The sequence below is a fragment of the Microbacterium sp. SD291 genome, assembly GCF_017355365.1.
Lineage (GTDB): Bacteria > Actinomycetota > Actinomycetes > Actinomycetales > Microbacteriaceae > Microbacterium.
This window is the reverse complement of the sequence record NZ_JADIJR010000023.1, coordinates 35,300-50,895: the sequence shown is the minus strand read 5'-3', so window position 1 is coordinate 50,895 and position 15,596 is coordinate 35,300. Positions and strand designations below refer to the sequence as shown.

Annotated in this window: 14 protein-coding genes and 1 riboswitch; of the genes, 3 read left to right on the top strand and 11 right to left on the bottom strand. The window is 70.0% G+C overall.

Features of this window, described 5'->3' with window-relative positions:
* Positions 1-333: 333 nt before the first annotated feature.
* Entirely contained in the window at positions 334-1,647 is a 1,314-nt protein-coding gene (locus IPV10_RS12655) for a CoA transferase (RefSeq protein WP_242684939.1), read from the top strand.
* Here the strand turns inward: IPV10_RS12655 and IPV10_RS12650 are convergent.
* From IPV10_RS12650 to IPV10_RS12635, 4 genes are read right to left on the bottom strand one after another with little or no spacing between them, the layout of a single operon-like run.
* Entirely contained in the window at positions 1,632-2,426 is a 795-nt protein-coding gene (locus tag IPV10_RS12650) for a DUF4184 family protein (protein ID WP_207484410.1), read from the bottom strand. The two genes, IPV10_RS12655 and IPV10_RS12650, sit on opposite strands and share 16 nt — an antisense overlap.
* Before the next feature lie 13 nt (positions 2,427-2,439).
* Positions 2,440-3,741 carry a tyrosine--tRNA ligase gene (gene tyrS / locus IPV10_RS12645; RefSeq protein ID WP_207484409.1) on the bottom strand — a complete coding sequence of 434 codons (1,302 nt, stop codon included), beginning with the start codon at positions 3,739-3,741 and terminating at the stop codon, positions 2,440-2,442.
* Positions 3,742-3,769: 28 nt separating this feature from the next.
* Positions 3,770-4,573 (bottom strand): hypothetical protein, encoded by an 804-nt coding sequence (locus IPV10_RS12640; protein ID WP_207484408.1) that lies wholly within the window; start codon positions 4,571-4,573, stop codon positions 3,770-3,772.
* Entirely contained in the window at positions 4,570-5,214 is a 645-nt protein-coding gene (locus IPV10_RS12635; RefSeq protein ID WP_207484407.1) for a SatD family protein, read from the bottom strand. The genes IPV10_RS12640 and IPV10_RS12635 overlap by 4 nt, the downstream gene beginning before the upstream one ends.
* A gap of 62 nt (positions 5,215-5,276) precedes the next feature.
* Between IPV10_RS12635 and IPV10_RS12630 the strand changes: the two genes are divergently transcribed.
* Both IPV10_RS12630 and IPV10_RS12625 read left to right on the top strand, forming a co-directional pair.
* Entirely contained in the window at positions 5,277-5,861 is a 585-nt protein-coding gene (locus IPV10_RS12630; RefSeq protein WP_207484406.1) for a DUF1349 domain-containing protein, read from the top strand.
* A 194-nt stretch (positions 5,862-6,055) separates the two neighbouring features.
* A complete protein-coding gene (locus IPV10_RS12625; RefSeq protein ID WP_207484405.1) occupies positions 6,056-6,892 on the top strand; it encodes an endonuclease domain-containing protein in 837 nt (278 codons plus the stop codon).
* A gap of 108 nt (positions 6,893-7,000) precedes the next feature.
* Here the strand turns inward: IPV10_RS12625 and argH are convergent, their stop codons facing one another.
* The 7 genes from argH to IPV10_RS12590 all read right to left on the bottom strand — a co-directional run bounded on the left by argH (position 7,001) and on the right by IPV10_RS12590 (position 15,513).
* Positions 7,001-8,431: an argininosuccinate lyase gene (gene argH / locus IPV10_RS12620; protein WP_207484403.1), complete on the bottom strand. Its 1,431-nt coding sequence runs from the start codon at positions 8,429-8,431 to the stop codon at positions 7,001-7,003.
* On the bottom strand, positions 8,431-9,366 hold the full coding sequence (gene argF, locus IPV10_RS12615) for an ornithine carbamoyltransferase (protein ID WP_207484401.1): 936 nt from the start codon (positions 9,364-9,366) through the stop codon (positions 8,431-8,433). The genes argH and argF overlap by 1 nt, the downstream gene beginning before the upstream one ends.
* Positions 9,367-9,369: 3 nt before the next feature.
* The gene (locus IPV10_RS12610) at positions 9,370-10,575 is read right to left on the bottom strand and encodes an acetylornithine transaminase (protein WP_207484399.1); all 1,206 of its coding nucleotides are present in this window, start codon (positions 10,573-10,575) and stop codon (positions 9,370-9,372) included.
* Positions 10,572-11,489, bottom strand: coding sequence for an acetylglutamate kinase (gene argB / locus IPV10_RS12605; protein ID WP_207484397.1), 918 nt, complete (start codon positions 11,487-11,489; stop codon positions 10,572-10,574). Before argB ends, IPV10_RS12610 begins: the two co-directional genes overlap by 4 nt.
* Positions 11,486-12,643, bottom strand: a complete 1,158-nt coding sequence (gene argJ, locus IPV10_RS12600; RefSeq protein WP_207484395.1) for a bifunctional glutamate N-acetyltransferase/amino-acid acetyltransferase ArgJ — start codon at positions 12,641-12,643, stop codon at positions 11,486-11,488. The genes argB and argJ overlap by 4 nt, the downstream gene beginning before the upstream one ends.
* Positions 12,640-13,704 carry an N-acetyl-gamma-glutamyl-phosphate reductase gene (gene argC / locus IPV10_RS12595; RefSeq protein ID WP_207484393.1) on the bottom strand — a complete coding sequence of 355 codons (1,065 nt, stop codon included), beginning with the start codon at positions 13,702-13,704 and terminating at the stop codon, positions 12,640-12,642. The genes argJ and argC overlap by 4 nt, the downstream gene beginning before the upstream one ends.
* Before the next feature lie 267 nt (positions 13,705-13,971).
* Positions 13,972-15,513, bottom strand: coding sequence for a bifunctional hydroxymethylpyrimidine kinase/phosphomethylpyrimidine kinase (locus IPV10_RS12590; RefSeq protein WP_207484391.1), 1,542 nt, complete (start codon positions 15,511-15,513; stop codon positions 13,972-13,974).
* Positions 15,503-15,596, bottom strand: a riboswitch (TPP riboswitch). Its footprint overlaps the gene before it by 11 nt.

The window sequence follows — 15,596 nt, the reverse complement described above, 5'->3', positions numbered from 1 at the left end:
GCCACCCTGTCTCGCTTGTCAAATCGGCGCGCCATGCGAATCTGAGATCCGCTGCGCAGCTGAAGACAGCCGCAGAAGGGGTGGATCTCCCATCCTAGACGCACGCGTCTGTTCTCACAAGTGAGGGATCGGGAGGTGGTTCTCCGCTTGAGGGGGGTGAAGCTCTCGGCTTCTCCGCTTCCCTGTGGGGCGAACAAGTAATAAGTTACGCGGATCCAGGGGTTCTGGCAAATCGAGCCACCCCACCCGGGCGTGTCGTGACGGCGCACAGAAGGTTTCTCCCAGTCCAGTGGGCAAATCGCCCCCAGCTGCGCCCGGGCGTACGATCGCAGCATGCCATCGACGTCGCGCATCGGGCCCGCAGCGATCCTTCTCGAGCGCGTCTGGAGTGAGCTCGCCGGCGACGACGATTCCGTTCCCCCTGGCAGCGTCGCGGACCGCAGGGTGCCACTGCCTTCACGACTCGCGGTCGGAGAGCTGGCTTCCGCCAGCGTCTCGGCGGCGGCACTCGCCGCCGGCATCCGCGTCGCGCCAGATCCGTCTCGCATCGCACTCTCGTATCGCAGCGACCGACTTCTGACGATCGGGGCAGCCGCGCCCGACGTCTGGTCGCCCCTCTCCGGGTTCTGGCGCAGCCGCGACGGCTGGGTGCGCACGCACGGCAACTACCCGCATCATGCGCGAGGGCTTCTCGCTGCGCTGGGAGTGACGGGCGATCCCGAGCTCGTGCGCGCCGCACTCGCCGAGCGCACCTCCGCCGAGGCGATCACCGCGATCACGGCGACGGGCGGTCTCGCGGTGACGGTCGCCCCCGAGGACGACGCTCACGACGCGGCGCTCCGCACGACTCCCCTGCTGGGAGTGCAGCGCATCGAGGCGACTCGCGCGGAGTCGACGCGCCCGTTGCAGGCCGGCCTTCCGCTCACCGGCTTCCGCGTGCTCGACCTCACCCGCGTGATCGCCGGCCCCGTCTGCACGCGCACCCTCGCCCTGCTCGGCGCGGACGTGCTGCGCATAGATCCGCCCGAGCCGCCCGAGCCCGAATGGCAGCACCTCGACACCGGACACGGCAAGCGCTCAGCGGTGCTCGACGCGCGCTCCCCCGTCATGCACGAGCTCCTCGACCGCGCGGATGCGGTCGTGCTCGGCTATCGCCCCGCCGCACTCGGCCGTCTCGGTCTCGATCCCGCGACGATCGCCGAACGGCATCCCGGTCTCGTGATCGCCCAGCTCAGCGCGTGGGGCGTGGAGCATCCGGACCGTGCAGGCTTCGACAGCCTGGTCCAGGCTGAATCCGGCATAGCGCTCGTCGAATCCCCCGACGGCGAACGCCCCGGCGTGCTTCCGGCGCAGGCTCTCGATCACAGCGCGGGCTATCTGCTCGCGGCATCCGTGGTCCGACTGCTCGACCGGCGCAGCCGCGAGGGCGGCACATGGCACGTCAGCACCTCCCTGCGGCGGATCGCCGCCGAGCTCCTCGGGATGCCGCGTCGTTCGCAGCCGGATACCGAGATCGACATCGATCCTGCGCCGCATATCGCGACGTTCCGGGTCGGGTCGCGGACGCTGACCACAGCCCGCCCCGCCCTGCCGGGGCTCGAGTTCCGCGCACCGCGGCCGTGGGGCGCGGATCAGCCGCGCTGGTGACGGTGCCGGAACGGCGGCAGCACCAGGCAGAGCCCGAGGGTGAGGGCTCCCCACACCGCGCACGCCGGTGGCAGCACCCGGTAGCCGAGGTGCTGCGGCGTGAACCCATCGGTGAACGGACCGTACGCGGCGAGGCCCACCGCCCATGCCGTCAGCAGGATGACCGGCAGCGAGACCCACCAGGCGATGCGGATGCCGGCCGGCAGCGCCCGCGTGACGTCCGACCGCGGGGAGGTCCCCGCCAGACGCACGACCGCCCACACGCCGATGATGGCGAGGCCGCCGATGCTGGAGCCGTGCTGCAGCCACTTGAACCCGGTCAGCGGACCCCACATGGAGTCGAGCGCAGGCAGCACCTCGACGCCCCATCGACCCTCGTGCGTGAACGAGTCCCAGACGATGTGCGACACCACGCCGAGCAGGAGCGAGACCGCGAGCAGCAGCGGGAAGATCGGGCCGGCACCGATGCCGACGGCCCGGCGCAGAGCAGCGAGTCCACTCGTCGCCCAGTCCGCGGGGAGGCGTCGCGCCAGCCGGAGTGGCGCGAGCTCGAGTGCCGCCGGCCGCAGCACGACCCGCCAGACGAGAAACAGGCCGAAGGCGAGCAGCGCGGTCCACGCGATGTTCGCATAGGTGTGGGTGAACGAGTAGTCCACGCCCGCGCCGCGCACGAACAGCGGCAGGTCCGGAGTCATCGCGCCGATCGCGATCGCCGCGGGTACGAGCGGCGTGCGCACGAACGGGAGCGCGATCAGCGCGTGACTCGGGGTGAACGGCATCCGCTCTGAGGGCTCAGCCGATGAAGACGCCGGCGAGGGTCTTCTTGCCGCGACGGAGCACGGAGACTCCCCCGGGCAGCGAACCCTGCACCAGTGCTGCCTCGTCGTCGACCTTGTCGCCGTCGAGCGAGACGCCTCCCTGGCCGATCGCACGCCGGGCCTCGGACAGGCTCGACACCAGCTCGGTCGCGACCAGCGCCTCGACGACGGACGTCCCCGCGGCGACGGTCGCGTTCGGAAGCTCCTCCAGCGCGGTCCGCAGCGTCGACGCGTCGAGCGCGGTCAGATCGCCCTGCCCGAACAGCGCCTCGGATGCCGCGATCACGGCCGCGGTCGCATCGATGCCGTGCACGGTCGCGACGACCTCGAGTGCGAGTCGCTTCTGCGCGGCGCGACGGAACGGCTCCGTCTCGACCAGGGCCGCGTACTCCTCGATCTCGGCCCTGCTGAGGAACGTGAACACCTTCAGCCGCTCGATCACGTCGTCGTCCGTCGTGCTGAGCCAGAACTGGTACATGCGGTACGGGCTGCACATGTCGGCATCCAGCCAGATCGCGTTGCCCTCGCTCTTGCCGAACTTCGTGCCGTCGCTGTTCGTGATCAGCGGGGTGCCGATCGCGTGTGCGGAGACCCCCTCGGCGCGCCGGATGAGGTCCGTGCCGCTGGTGAGGTTGCCCCACTGGTCGCTGCCGCCGGTCTGCAGGACGCAGTCGTACTGGCGGTAGAGCTCGAGGAAGTCCATCCCCTGCAGGATCTGGTAGCTGAACTCGGTGTAGCTGATGCCCTCGTCGGAGTTCAGGCGCGCGGCGACCGCGTCCTTCTTCAGCATCGTGCCGACCCGGTAGTACTTTCCGATCTCGCGCAGGAAGTCGATCGCCGACAGCGGCGCCGTCCAGTCGAGGTTGTTCACGATGCGCGCGGCGTTGTCGCCGTCGAAGCTGAGGTAGCGCTCGACCTGGGCGCGCAGGCGACCGACCCAGTCCTCGACGGTCTCGCGGGTGTTCAGCGTGCGCTCCGCCGTCGGGCGGGGATCGCCGATGAGTCCGGTCGAGCCGCCGACGAGACCTAGCGGCTTGTGCCCGGCGAGCTGGATGCGACGCAGGGTGAGCAGCTGCACCAGGTTTCCGAGGTGCAGGCTGGGAGCCGTCGGGTCGAATCCGCAGTAATACGTGATGGGGTCTCCCGCGAGCAGGGCGCGCAGCGCCTCCTGGTCGGTGGACACGTGGACGAGGCCGCGCCATACGAGTTCGTCCCACACGTTCTCGAACGTGGGATCGATCGCAGGGGCCGCGGTCGTCAGAGCGGGATTTGACACGCGCTCAAGGCTATCAGCGGCAGGCGGGTCAGCTGTGCGCCGCCCACCAGACCAGGAAGGCCGCGCCCAGCGCGATCACCCAGCTGACCAGGCTGCCCACGAGGAAGTACTCGGCACGAGCACCGGTCTCGCCGTCGCGCGAGATCTCCGGGAACCGGACGATGCCCTTCGCCGCCAGCATCGCGGCGAGCACCGGATACGCCGCCGCGAGGGTCAGGATCAGCACGAGCATCCGCTCGAGAGGGCCGATCAGGCGGCCGCCCTTGAAGCCGTTGCGCCGGTCGGGGGCCGTTGCTGCGGCATCCGCGACGAAGGCCGGGTCGGCGGCCTTCGCCGCATCGTCACCCGCCGCGGCGACGCCCGGCGCGACCGCCGCAGCGAGGTTCACGTCGATCGGCCGCCAGGTGTGCTCGCCGTCGAGGGCGGCGCGCACCACCAGGTTCGAGGACTCGAGGAGGAACACGGATGCGCCGAGCACGAGCATCGCGAGATCGAAGGAGACGTCGCCGAAGGGCGAGCGCAGGCTCCACACCTCGCCGATCAGGCCGGCTTCGGCGCGAGAGCCGATCCAGACCACGGCGCCGATGCTGGCGACTCCGAGCAGGACGGCGGGCCAGAAGCCCAGTGGCGCCACCCTGTCGTCGGGCATGCACCAGATCCAGAGCGCGCCGACCACGAGTGCGGCGATCATCGGCAGCAGCGCGTCACTCACGCTGCCGAGCAGCAGCAGGATGATGGCGACGGCGAGGTGGCCGATCCAGCGGCGGGGCGCGAACTGACGCACGAGATCGGCGGCGCCGACGGCGAGCAGGAGGAATCCGGCGACGATCATCGCGACTCCTCCCGCAGGGCTGCGACGCCTTCGAGGATCGCCGCTGTCCCCGCGCGCTTCAGCGACTTGGACACGCTGGGCTGAGAGATGCCCTCCCCGATCGCGAGCTCCTGCTGCGATCGTCCGATCAGGCGGCCGTAGGTGAGGCGCCGCTCGCGCTCGTTCATGGCGCCGACGAGTTCGTCGCGCACGAGGAGATAGGCGTTGGATGCCGCGATCGTGTGCTCCATGACCTCATCCTGCCCCGGGGCGCCGACAATCCATGTGCGCGTGCGCGGCACGGCGCGACCCTCGCGGTCGTGCACCGTCTCGATCGCGGCGCGTGCGGCGTACCAGCCTGGCCCGTCGGCGAGCTCCCCGTGCACGGAACTGACCGCCCTGACCTCGCCGATCCCGATCCCGAACCGGAAGGCGATGCCGTCGGGCAGTCTGAGCTGGATCATCAGCAGGGAGATCATCGCGTCGCCGAGGTCCCGGTAGACGCCCTGCTGCTCGTCTCCGACGGTGGGCGTCAGAGGCTGCACCGCGAGCGGGAGGTCGATCTCGACGGCGGCGATGGTCTCGTCCAGCACCTGCTGCGCGGCCGAGCGATCGTCGAGCCTGCGGGACCCCACGATGTCGGCGAGCACTGCGATGACCATGAACATAACCATATCACGAATAACTCTAGATTTATGCCCTATCTGTCTATACTCTGAGTGTCATGCCTGAATCGAACATCATCGCCTGGACCGAAGGCGCCTGGACCCACGCTCCCGTCGCACTCTCCGCAGACGGCCATCTCGATGTCACCGCCGCCGAGGGAAGCGACGCGTGGCGTCGGACCGCCTACGGCTTCGTGCACGACACCGAGCATGCCCTCCTCGCACCTCTCGCCGTCGGAGAGGCGATCGAGGTCTCGTTCCGCGCACCCTGGGACGGCCAGTTCGATCAGGCCGGCGCCTTCGTGCGGATCGACGAGGAGCGCTGGGTCAAGGCGGGCGTCGAGTACGCCGACGGTCATCTCGGGCTGGGCGCCGTCGTCACCGACCGGAACTCGGACTGGTCCGTCGGGTGGGTCGACGAATGGCACGGCAGCGAGATCACCGTGCGCGTGAGCCGCTGGCCGGATGCACTCATCGTGCGCGCCCGCGCCGACGAAGGCGAATGGCGGCTGGTGCGGGTGGCTCCGTTCGACGGCGACGCCGAGGCATCCGCCGGCCCGTTCCTGGCCGCTCCCACCCGCGCCGGGCTCACCGTGCGGTTCACGCGGTGGGAGCGGAGCGCGGCGGACGCGGCCCTGCACTGAGGACGGTCGATGACGATTCACGGAGCCGGTGACGATTCACGGAGGAATGGCAACTGATCCTCCGCTGATCGTCATGAACTCATCGGTTCGTCGTCGTCGTCACTCGCTCTGCACATTCACCAGTTCACAAGAATCCGTCCACAGCCGCGCTTTCGAGCACCGTTCCGGTGGACCGATGCGGCACGGTTGTTCGCATGCTCTCAGCCAAGGACACCATCGACAGACTCGGCGGGATCGCCCGAGGCTCCACCCTGCAGGGACTCGGGTTCACCCGGCAGTCGCTCGCCGCGCAGGTCAGGGGCGGATCCATAGAGCGTATCCGCGGTGGCGTGTTCGCCACTGCTTCGCTCAGCTCCGAGGTGAAGGCGGCCATCGAGCACGGCGGAGCCCTCAGCTGCGCGAGCGTGCTGCGCCGTCACAGGATCTGGGTGCTGCCCGCGGCTGACGGTCCGCACGTATGGCTGGGACCGAAGCAGCACCCACTCCGGCACGCGACGTGCACGTGCACGTCGCACTACTACTCGGGCGAACCGCCGCTCGGGTCGGTGACGATCGACACAGCCCTGCTCCATCTGCGTCGGTGTGCAGGCGACGAGGCCTTCTTCGCCGCGTTCGAATCTGCTTGGCGACTCGGGAAGATCACCAGGGCGACACGAATGCGGATCCGCGCTGCGCTGCCGAGAACGGCACGCTGGCTCGTCGATCTCGCCCGCGCGGATGCCGACAGCGGACTCGAATCGCTTCTGAGGCTGCGCTTGCACGTACTCGGGATCCGACTGGACTGTCAGGTCGAGATCGATGGGGTGGGGAGAGTCGATTTCGTGATCGCCGGGCGACTGATCCTGGAAGCAGACGGTGAAGACAATCATGGGAAGCCCGAGCATCGCCATCGCGATCTGGCGCGGGATGCCGCGGCATCCGCACTCGGCTACGAGACCCTTAGGTTCGACTATGCGCAGATCGTCCATCACTGGCCGACTGTGCAGGCGGCCCTTCTCGGCGCCCTGCGCCGGCTCCGACTGATCCGCTGATGATTCACGGATTCACCATGACGGATCACGGAGACGATGACGGATCACGGAGACGACTCACGAGAACCTCCGTGAATCGTCACGACCTCCGCGAATCGTCATCGCCGCCTAGAGACCGAGGGCGTGCGCCGCGGCCTGCGCCCTGGCGACGAGCTCGGCGCGCTGCTCGGCGACGCGAACGGGAGCCGTGCCGCCGGCACCGGTGCGCGAAGCCACCGAGCCCTCGATCGTGAGGACCTCGCGGACCTCGGGCACCAGATGATCCGAGACCGAGAGCAGCAGCTCGTCGGATGCGTCCTCCAGGCCGATCCCCTGCTCCTCGCACGCCCGGACCAGCGCACCGGAGACCTCGTGGGCGTCACGGAACGGCACCCGGCGCTTGACCAGCCATTCGGCGACATCCGTAGCGAGCGAGAAGCCCTGCGGCGCGAGCGCCGCCATGCGCTGCGTGTCGAACCGCAGCGTGGCGATCATGCCCGCGAACGCGGGGAGGACGACCTCGAGGGTCTGGACCGAGTCGAAGACCGGCTCCTTGTCCTCCTGCAGATCGCGGTTGTACGCGAGCGGGAGTCCCTTGAGCGTCGCCATGAGACCCGACAGGTTGCCGATCAGGCGACCCGACTTGCCGCGGGCGAGCTCCGCGATGTCGGGATTCTTCTTCTGCGGCATGATGCTCGACCCGGTCGAGTAGCTGTCGTGCAGCGTGACGAAGCCGAACTCGCGGGTGTTCCAGAGGATGATCTCCTCCGCGAGGCGAGACAGATCGACGCCGGTCATCGCGGTGACGAACGCGAACTCGGCGACCACGTCGCGGGCCGACGTGCCGTCCAGCGAGTTCTCCGCCGGACGGTCGAGACCCAGCTCCGCAGCGACCAGCGCCGGGTCCAGACCGAGGGTCGACCCCGCGAGCGCTCCCCCGCCGTACGGCGAGACGCCGGCGCGCCGGCGCCAGTCGACCAGGCGCTCGAGCTCCCGCACCAGCGGCCAGCCGTGCGCGAGCAGGTGGTGGGCGAGCAGCACGGGCTGCGCGTGCTGCAGGTGCGTGCGCCCCGGCAGGATCGCGTCGGGGTGCGCCTCGGCCTGGGCGACCAGCGCGTCGACCACGCGGAGGATGTCACGGGCGATCACGCGGGCGTGGTCGATCAGGTACATCCGCACGAGCGTGGCGATCTGGTCGTTCCGGCTGCGACCTGCCCGCAGGCGTCCGCCCAGCTCCGACCCGAGCTCGGCGATCAGCGCCTGCTCGAGTGCGCCGTGCACGTCCTCGTCCGAGGGGAGCGGGACGATGGTCCCGTCGGCGACCTTGCGCGCGACGGCCTCCAGTCCCTCGTGCATCCTGGCCTCCTCGTCGGCCTCGAGGTATCCCGCCGCGGCGAGCGCCTTGGCGTGCGCGTGCGAGCCCGCGATGTCGTAGGGCGCGAGGATCCAGTCGAAGTGCGTCGAGCGGCTGAGTTCGGCGAGCTCCGCAGAGGGTCCGCTGGCGAAGCGGGCGCCCCAGAGCGCGCCCTCGTTCGTGCCGTCGCTCTTCGAGTCGGTCATCACGCGACCTGCCCGTTCTTCTCGAGCAGCCAGATCAGCAGAGCCTTCTGCGCATGCAGGCGATTCTCCGCCTCGTCCCAGACCACGCTCTGCGGGCCGTCGATGACCTCGGAGTCGACCTCGTAGCCGCGGTCTGCGGGCAGGCAGTGGATGAAGATCGCCTCGGAGTCGGCGAGGGTCATCGTCTCCGGCGTCACCTTGTAGCCGCCGAGATCGCGGATGCGCGCGATCTTCTCCTCCTCCTTGCCCATCGACACCCAGGTGTCGGTGACGATGACGTCGGCGCCGGCCGCCGCCTCGACCGGGTCGGTGTAGAGCGTGATGGAGCCGCCGGTCTCGGCCGCGCGGCGGTCGGCCGCCTCGACCACGTCGGCCCTGGGCGCGTACTCCGCAGGAGACGCCATCCGCACGTGCATGCCCGCGGTGACTCCCGCGAGCGCGTACGAGTGCGCCATGTTGCTCTGCGCGTCGCCGAAGAATGTCAGCGTCAGGCCCTTCAGCTCGCCCTTGTGCTCGCGGATCGTGAGCAGGTCCGCGAGCAGTTGGCAGGGGTGGAAGTCGTCGGAGAGCGCGTTGATGACCGGCACCCGGGTGCCGGCGGCCATCTCCTCGAGCCCCGCCTGCGCATAGGTGCGCCAGACGATGGCGGCCACTTGGCGCTCGAGCACCCGCGCGGTGTCTGACGGGGTCTCCTTGCCGCCGAGCTGACTGTTCGCCGTCGAGATGATGAGCGGCGATCCACCGAGATCCGCGATGCCGACCGCGAACGAGACGCGGGTGCGGGTCGAGGACTTGTCGAAGATCACGGCGACCGTCTGCGGCCCGGCCAGGGCCTTGTTCGCCCAGCGGTCCTTCTTCAGCTCGATCGCGAGGTCGATGATCTCCGCCTGCTCGGCGGGGGTGAGGTCGTCGTCACGCAGCAGGTGGCGGGTCACGGTTCAGGCCTTTCCGGAGGTGGTGAGGGATGCGGCGACATCGGCGAGCGCGGCGGCGAACAGCTCGCGGAACTCGGCCAGCTCGGCGTCGCCGATGTTGAGAGCCGGCGCGATGCGGACGGTCTCGGGGTTCGCGGCGTTGATGATGAGGCCGCGCTCCTGCGCCGCGGAGACCACATCTCCCGCCACGGGTGCGGACAGTGCGACGCCGATCAGGAGGCCGCGTCCGCGGACGCCGGCGATCAGCGGCGAGTCGAGGCCGGAGATGATCTCCTGCAGCTCGGTGCCGCGACGGGCGGCGTTGTCGACCAGCCCCGCGCGCTCGATCTCCGCGAGCACCGCGTCGGCGACCGCGGTCGCCAGCGGGTTCCCGCCGAACGTCGAGCCGTGGGATCCGGGCGTGAAGAGCGCGCTCGCTGCGCCGTAGGTGACGAGCGCCCCGATCGGGAAGCCACCGCCGATCCCCTTCGCGAGGGTGATGGCGTCGGGCGTGATGCCCTCGTGGCTGAAACCGAACCAGGCGCCGGTGCGACCCGCCCCTGTCTGGATCTCGTCGACGATGAGCAGCGCGCCGTGTGCGAGGGTGAGCGCCCGAGCGGCCGCGAGGTAGCCGTCCGGCAGCTCGACGACGCCGGCCTCGCCCTGGATCGGCTCGACGATGACGGCGGCGACGCGGTCGTCGATGGCCTGCTCCAGCGCGTCGATCGTCGCCGGGATGTGCTCGACCCCGCCGGGCATCGGCTCGAACGGCGCACGCATCGAGGCCTTCGCGGTCATGGCGAGCGAGCCCATGGTGCGACCGTGGAAGCCGTTCTCCAGAGCGATGATGCGGGGCTTCTCCGTGCCGCCGTGCAGGCGGGCCAGCTTGAACGCCGCCTCGTTCGCCTCGGCGCCGGAGTTCGAGAAGAACACACGACCGTCGATGCCGGCACCCGCGAGCCGCTTGAGGCGTGCAGCGAGGGCGAGCTGCGGCGGGGTCGCGAAGTAGTTCGACACGTGTGCGAGGGTCGCGGCCTGCCTCGAGACGGCGTCGACGAACACGGGGTGCGCGTGCCCGAGCGAGGTCACCGCGATCCCCGCGAGGAAGTCGAGGTGGCGCCTTCCCTCAGAGTCCCAGAGGTAGGAGCCTTCGCCGCGGACCAGCATCGCCAGGCGCGGTCCCGCGTTCAGGACCAGGTGGCTCGCCGCGTCATCCTGCCAGTTGCTCATGCTTTCGACTCCGTGCTTCCCATGACCACTTCTGTTCCGATTCCCTTGCTGGTGAAGAGCTCGACGAGCACCGAGTGCGGCACCCGTCCGTCGATGATCGCCGCGGCGTCCACGCCGCCCTCGACCGCGTCGAGGCATGCCCGCATCTTCGGGATCATGCCGGACTCCAGGCCCGGCAGCATCTCGATCAGCGCGTCCGAGGTGAGGTGCGACACGAGAGAGTCGCGGTTCGGCCAGTCGGCGTAGAGCCCTGGCACGTCGGTGAGGATGACCAGCTTGCTGGCGTTCAGCGCCACCGCGAGAGCCGCGGCCGCGGCATCCGCGTTGACGTTGAGAGACTGCCCGGGGTGGTCGAGATCCGGCGCGATGCTGGAGACCACGGGCACCCGCCCTGCGGCGAGGTGGTCGAGCACAGGCGTCGGGTCGACCTCGACGACGTCGCCGACGCGTCCGAGGTCGATCTCCTCGCCGTCGATCATGACCCCGCGGCGGCGTCCGCCGAAGAGTCCGGCGTCCTCGCCGCTGAGCCCCGTCGCGATGGGACCGTGGGAGTTGATCTTCGACACCAGCTGCGGGTTCACCTGGCCGGTGAGCACCATGCGCACCACGCCGATCGCCTCGGTGTTGGTGACCCGGTAGCCGCCCTTGAACTCGCTCGGGATCTCCAGCCGCTGCAGCATGTCGGAGATCTGCGGGCCGCCGCCGTGCACGACGACCGGCAGCACGCCGACATAGCGTAGGTACGCGATGTCCTGCGCGAACGCCTCCTGCAGCTCGTCGGAGACCATCGCGTTCCCGCCGTACTTGACGACGACGATCTGGTCGCGGAACTTCTTCAGCCACGGCAGCGACTCGATGAGCGTGCCCGCCTTGACGGCCGCGACGTCGGGCGTGGTGTCCTGGATGTCGGTCATGAGGCGTACGCACTGTTCTCGTGCACGTAGTCGTGGGTGAGGTCGTTGGTGAGGATCGTCGCGGTGGCGTCGCCCACCTTCAGGTCGATGACCAGGTGCGTGGCCCGCGGGGTCAGGTCGACCTCGTCGCGCGGGCGATCGGGCCCGCCCTCGCTGCACACGCGCACGCCGTTCATCCAGACGTCGACGTCATAGGGGTCGAACTGGGCGGCGGTGGTGCCGATCGCAGCCAGCACCCGACCCCAGTTCGGGTCGTTGCCGAAGATCGCGGCCTTGAAGAGGTTGTTGCGCGCGACCGAGCGGCCCACCTCGACGGCGTCGGCCTCGGATGCCGCGTGCTGCACCTCGATCGTGATGTCATGGCTCGCGCCCTCCGCGTCGCCCTGCAGCTTCACCGCCAGCTCCTGGCAGAGCTCCGCCAGCGCTGCCGCGAACTCGTCGAGATCCGGCACGATCCCGGAGGCGCCGTTGGCGAGCAGGGTGACCTGGTCGTTGGTCGACATGCAGCCGTCGGAGTCGAGCCGGTCGAACGTCCGCCCCGTCGCGCCGCGGAGCGCCGCGTCCGCCTCGAGCGGCTCGAGGACGGCATCCGTCGTGATGACGACGAGCATGGTCGCAAGCCCCGGCGCGAGCATCCCCGCGCCCTTCGCCATACCGCCGATCGTCCATCCGTCGCGACTGACGACGGCCGTCTTGGCCACCGTGTCCGTGGTCATGATCGCCTGCGCCGCGCGCTCTCCCCCGTCGGCGCTGAGCTCGGCGATCGCCTGCTCGGTGCCCGCGAGCACCTTGCCGCGGAAGACCTCGTCGCCGACGCCGATCAGCCCGGTCGAGCAGATCAGCACGTCGCCGGCGCTGACGCCGAGGAGCTCGGCCGCCTTCTCCGCGGTCTGGTGCGTGGTCTGGAACCCGAAGCTGCCTGTGAAGCAGTTCGCGCCGCCCGAGTTGAGGACGACGGCCTCCACGATGCGGTCGGCGACGGCCTGCTGCGACCAGATGATCGGGTTCGCCTTCGCCCTGTTGCTGGTGAAGACCGCGGCGCCGACCTTTCGGGGGCCGCGGTTGACGACGACGGCCACATCGGGCTTGCCTGTGGACTTCAGGCCGGCGGCGACGCCTGCCGCCTCGAATCCTGCGGGTGCGGTGACGCTCACGGCGCGACTCCGTTCACTGAGAGGGCGCGGGCCTCTGGCAGACCCAGCGCGATGTTCATGGACTGGATGGCGGCTCCCGCGGTGCCCTTGACGAGGTTGTCGACAGCGGTGACGACGGTGACGCGGTTCGCGGCGCGGTCGATGGCGAGGCCGATCAGCGCCGTGTTGGCGCCGATCACGTCGGCGGTGCGCGGGAAGTGCCCCTCCGGCAGCATCTGCACGAAGGTCTCGTCGCCGTATGCGTCCTGCCAGGCGTCGCGGATCTGCGCGTCGCTCACGCCGTCGACGATCGGGGCGGAGGAGGTGGCGAGGATGCCGCGTGACATCGGCACCAGCACAGGGGTGAACGAGATGCGGATGCCGTCGGCGTCCCAGCCCTGAGCCCGTCGAAGGGCCGCGCCGAGCGCCTGGCGGATCTCGGGGATGTGCCGGTGCGTGCCGCCGACCGCGTACGGGTTGGCGCTGCCGAGGATCTCACTGGCGAGCAGATTCGGCTTCAGGCTCTTGCCCGCACCCGAAGGGCCGACCGCGAGGACGCTCACGATGTCCGCGGGATCGATGACCCCTGCGGCGACACCCGGCACCAGGCTGAGGCTCACAGTCGAGGCATTGCACCCGGGGGCGGCGATGCGCGTGGCGCCGCGGAGGTGCTCGCGCTGCTTCGTCCCTTCGACGATCAGCTCGGGCACGCCGTAGGTCCACGGGTCGTGGAAGACCCCGCCGTAGAAGGCGTCCCACGAGTCCTTCGAGGTGAGCCGGTGGTCAGCGCCCGCGTCGATGATCAGCGGAACGGAGCCGAGCGCGTCGGTGTACTGCCCGGACTGGCCATGCGGCAGTGCGAGGAACACGATGTCGTGGCCGGAGAGGATCTCGGGAGTCGTGTCCTGCAGGGTGAGGTGGGCGAGCGAGCGCAGGTGCGGCTGGTGCTCGATGAGCGGCTGTCCCGCGTTCGAATGCGCCGTGACGGTGCGGATCTCGATGTCGGGGTGATCGGCGAGGAGGCGCAGAATCTCGCCGCCCGCATAGCCGGATGCGCCGGAGACGGCGACGGTGTACGTCATGCTTCTACCTTAACGGTCATGCTTTTCGACAAGCTCTCGCTTCTCGGCAGGCAAGGGGTCGGGGGCCGGGGCGGCGACACCGGCTCTCGACCGCCGTGCATGTGCAGGCAGGAGCGCAGGGTCGCCTAGAGTCGGCGGCCGCCGCGGCGTCGGTGCACAGCGATGACGCTCGGAACGAGCGTCAGTGTCGCGGTGGCGGCCGAAGGCATGCCGCGACGATAGCGCGGGCGCGACGGCATCCGCAAATCACGCGCGTAACACCGGAGCTCAGGGCACGATCGCGAAGAACGCGAGCTCGTGAGCGCTGGAGGTCTCGAAGGCCCGCAGCATGCGCTCCCGCAGCGCGGGATCCGCCGCTGCGGCCGCCTGCGTCACGAACTCGATCGCCCGCTCGGTCGCCTCCTCGAACACCGGATCGGCGTACGTGGTGAGCCAGGAGGCGTACGGATGCTCGGCCTGACGCGCGTACTCCCCGAACTCCCCCGCATGCAGGCGCCGCCCGAGGTCGGTGTAGAGCCAGAAGCACGGCAGGATCGCCGCGATGAGCTCGGCGTGGTCGCCGCCGAACGCCACGGAGCGCAGGTGATCGAGGTAGGCCGTGGTCGCAGCCGAGGGCTCCGCGGCGAACGTCGCGCCGTCGCCGGGTCCGAGCCACGACGAGTGCAGCTCGAGCTCTCCGGCGATCGAGCCGTGCGCCGCGTTCGCCCAGAACGACTGCTCGGCCGAGGTGGGCGCGAGACGCGCCGCCTCGGCCAGCACCCGCGCGTACTCGCGGAGGTACAGTGCGTCCTGCCCGAGGTAGAACAGGAACGGCTCCCGGTGCAGCGTGCCGTCGGCGAGTGCGCGGACGAACGGCAGCTCGTCGATGCCGGATCGGATGCCGGAGATGTGCTGCCACCAGTCATGCGCGATCGACTCGGGCGCGGGCCGGGTGTCGACGCCCCCGCGCGACCACATGCCCGCGAAGTGGCTGACCGGTCCGTGCCCCTGGCCGACCATCAGCCCTGCGCCGGCGCGCAGCGACTCGCGCAGCCAGGAGCGGGTGGCAGCGACGGCATCCGCCGGGTCCTCGCCGAGTGCGAGGCGAGTGGTCAGCGCCGCGGACAGCGAGCATCCGGTGCCGTGCGTGTTCCCGGTGACGATCCGGGCGCCGCCGAACTCCCGGCGGACGCCCTTCGCCGCGTCGACGAGCGCGTCCGGCGTCTGGTCCGCGTCGAGATGTCCGCCCTTGACGAGGATGGTGGCGCCGATTCGGGCCGACAGCTCCTCGGCCGCGTCCAGCGCGTCGGTCCAGCCGGTGACCGGTCGGCCTGCCAGCACTGCGAGCTCGGCGAGGTTCGGCGTCACGATGTGCGCGCGTGTCAGGAGGGCGGCGAGCGCCGTCTCCGCATCGGCGTCGAGCAGGCGGTCACCGCTCGTGGCCACCATCACCGGGTCGAGGACGACGACAGGCGGGCGGACTGCGTCGAGCCAGCCGGCGACCACGCCGATGACCTCCGCGCTGGCCAGCATCCCGATCTTCACCGCATCGACGACGATGTCGTCGGAGATCGCCTCCAGTTGCGCGCGGAGGAACTCGGGCGGCGGCACGTGCACGCCGCGCACGCCGCAGGTGTTCTGCGCGGTCAGGGCGGTGATCACCGCCATGCCGTAGCCGCCGTTCGCGGCGATCGACTTGAGATCCGCCTGGATGCCGGCGCCTCCGGAGGGGTCGCTGCCCGCGATGCTGAGCACGCGGGGCGCTGCGACCCCAGGTTCGAGACGCTCGAGGACGGTGGAGGCGGACGCTGGACGCAGAAGATCGCTCATGCGACATCCCTTCGCTAGTGCTAACTAGATCAGGTTCGACGGGTCTGTTCTCAGCCGCGGTCGCGGCACCCCGTGTCACTGCT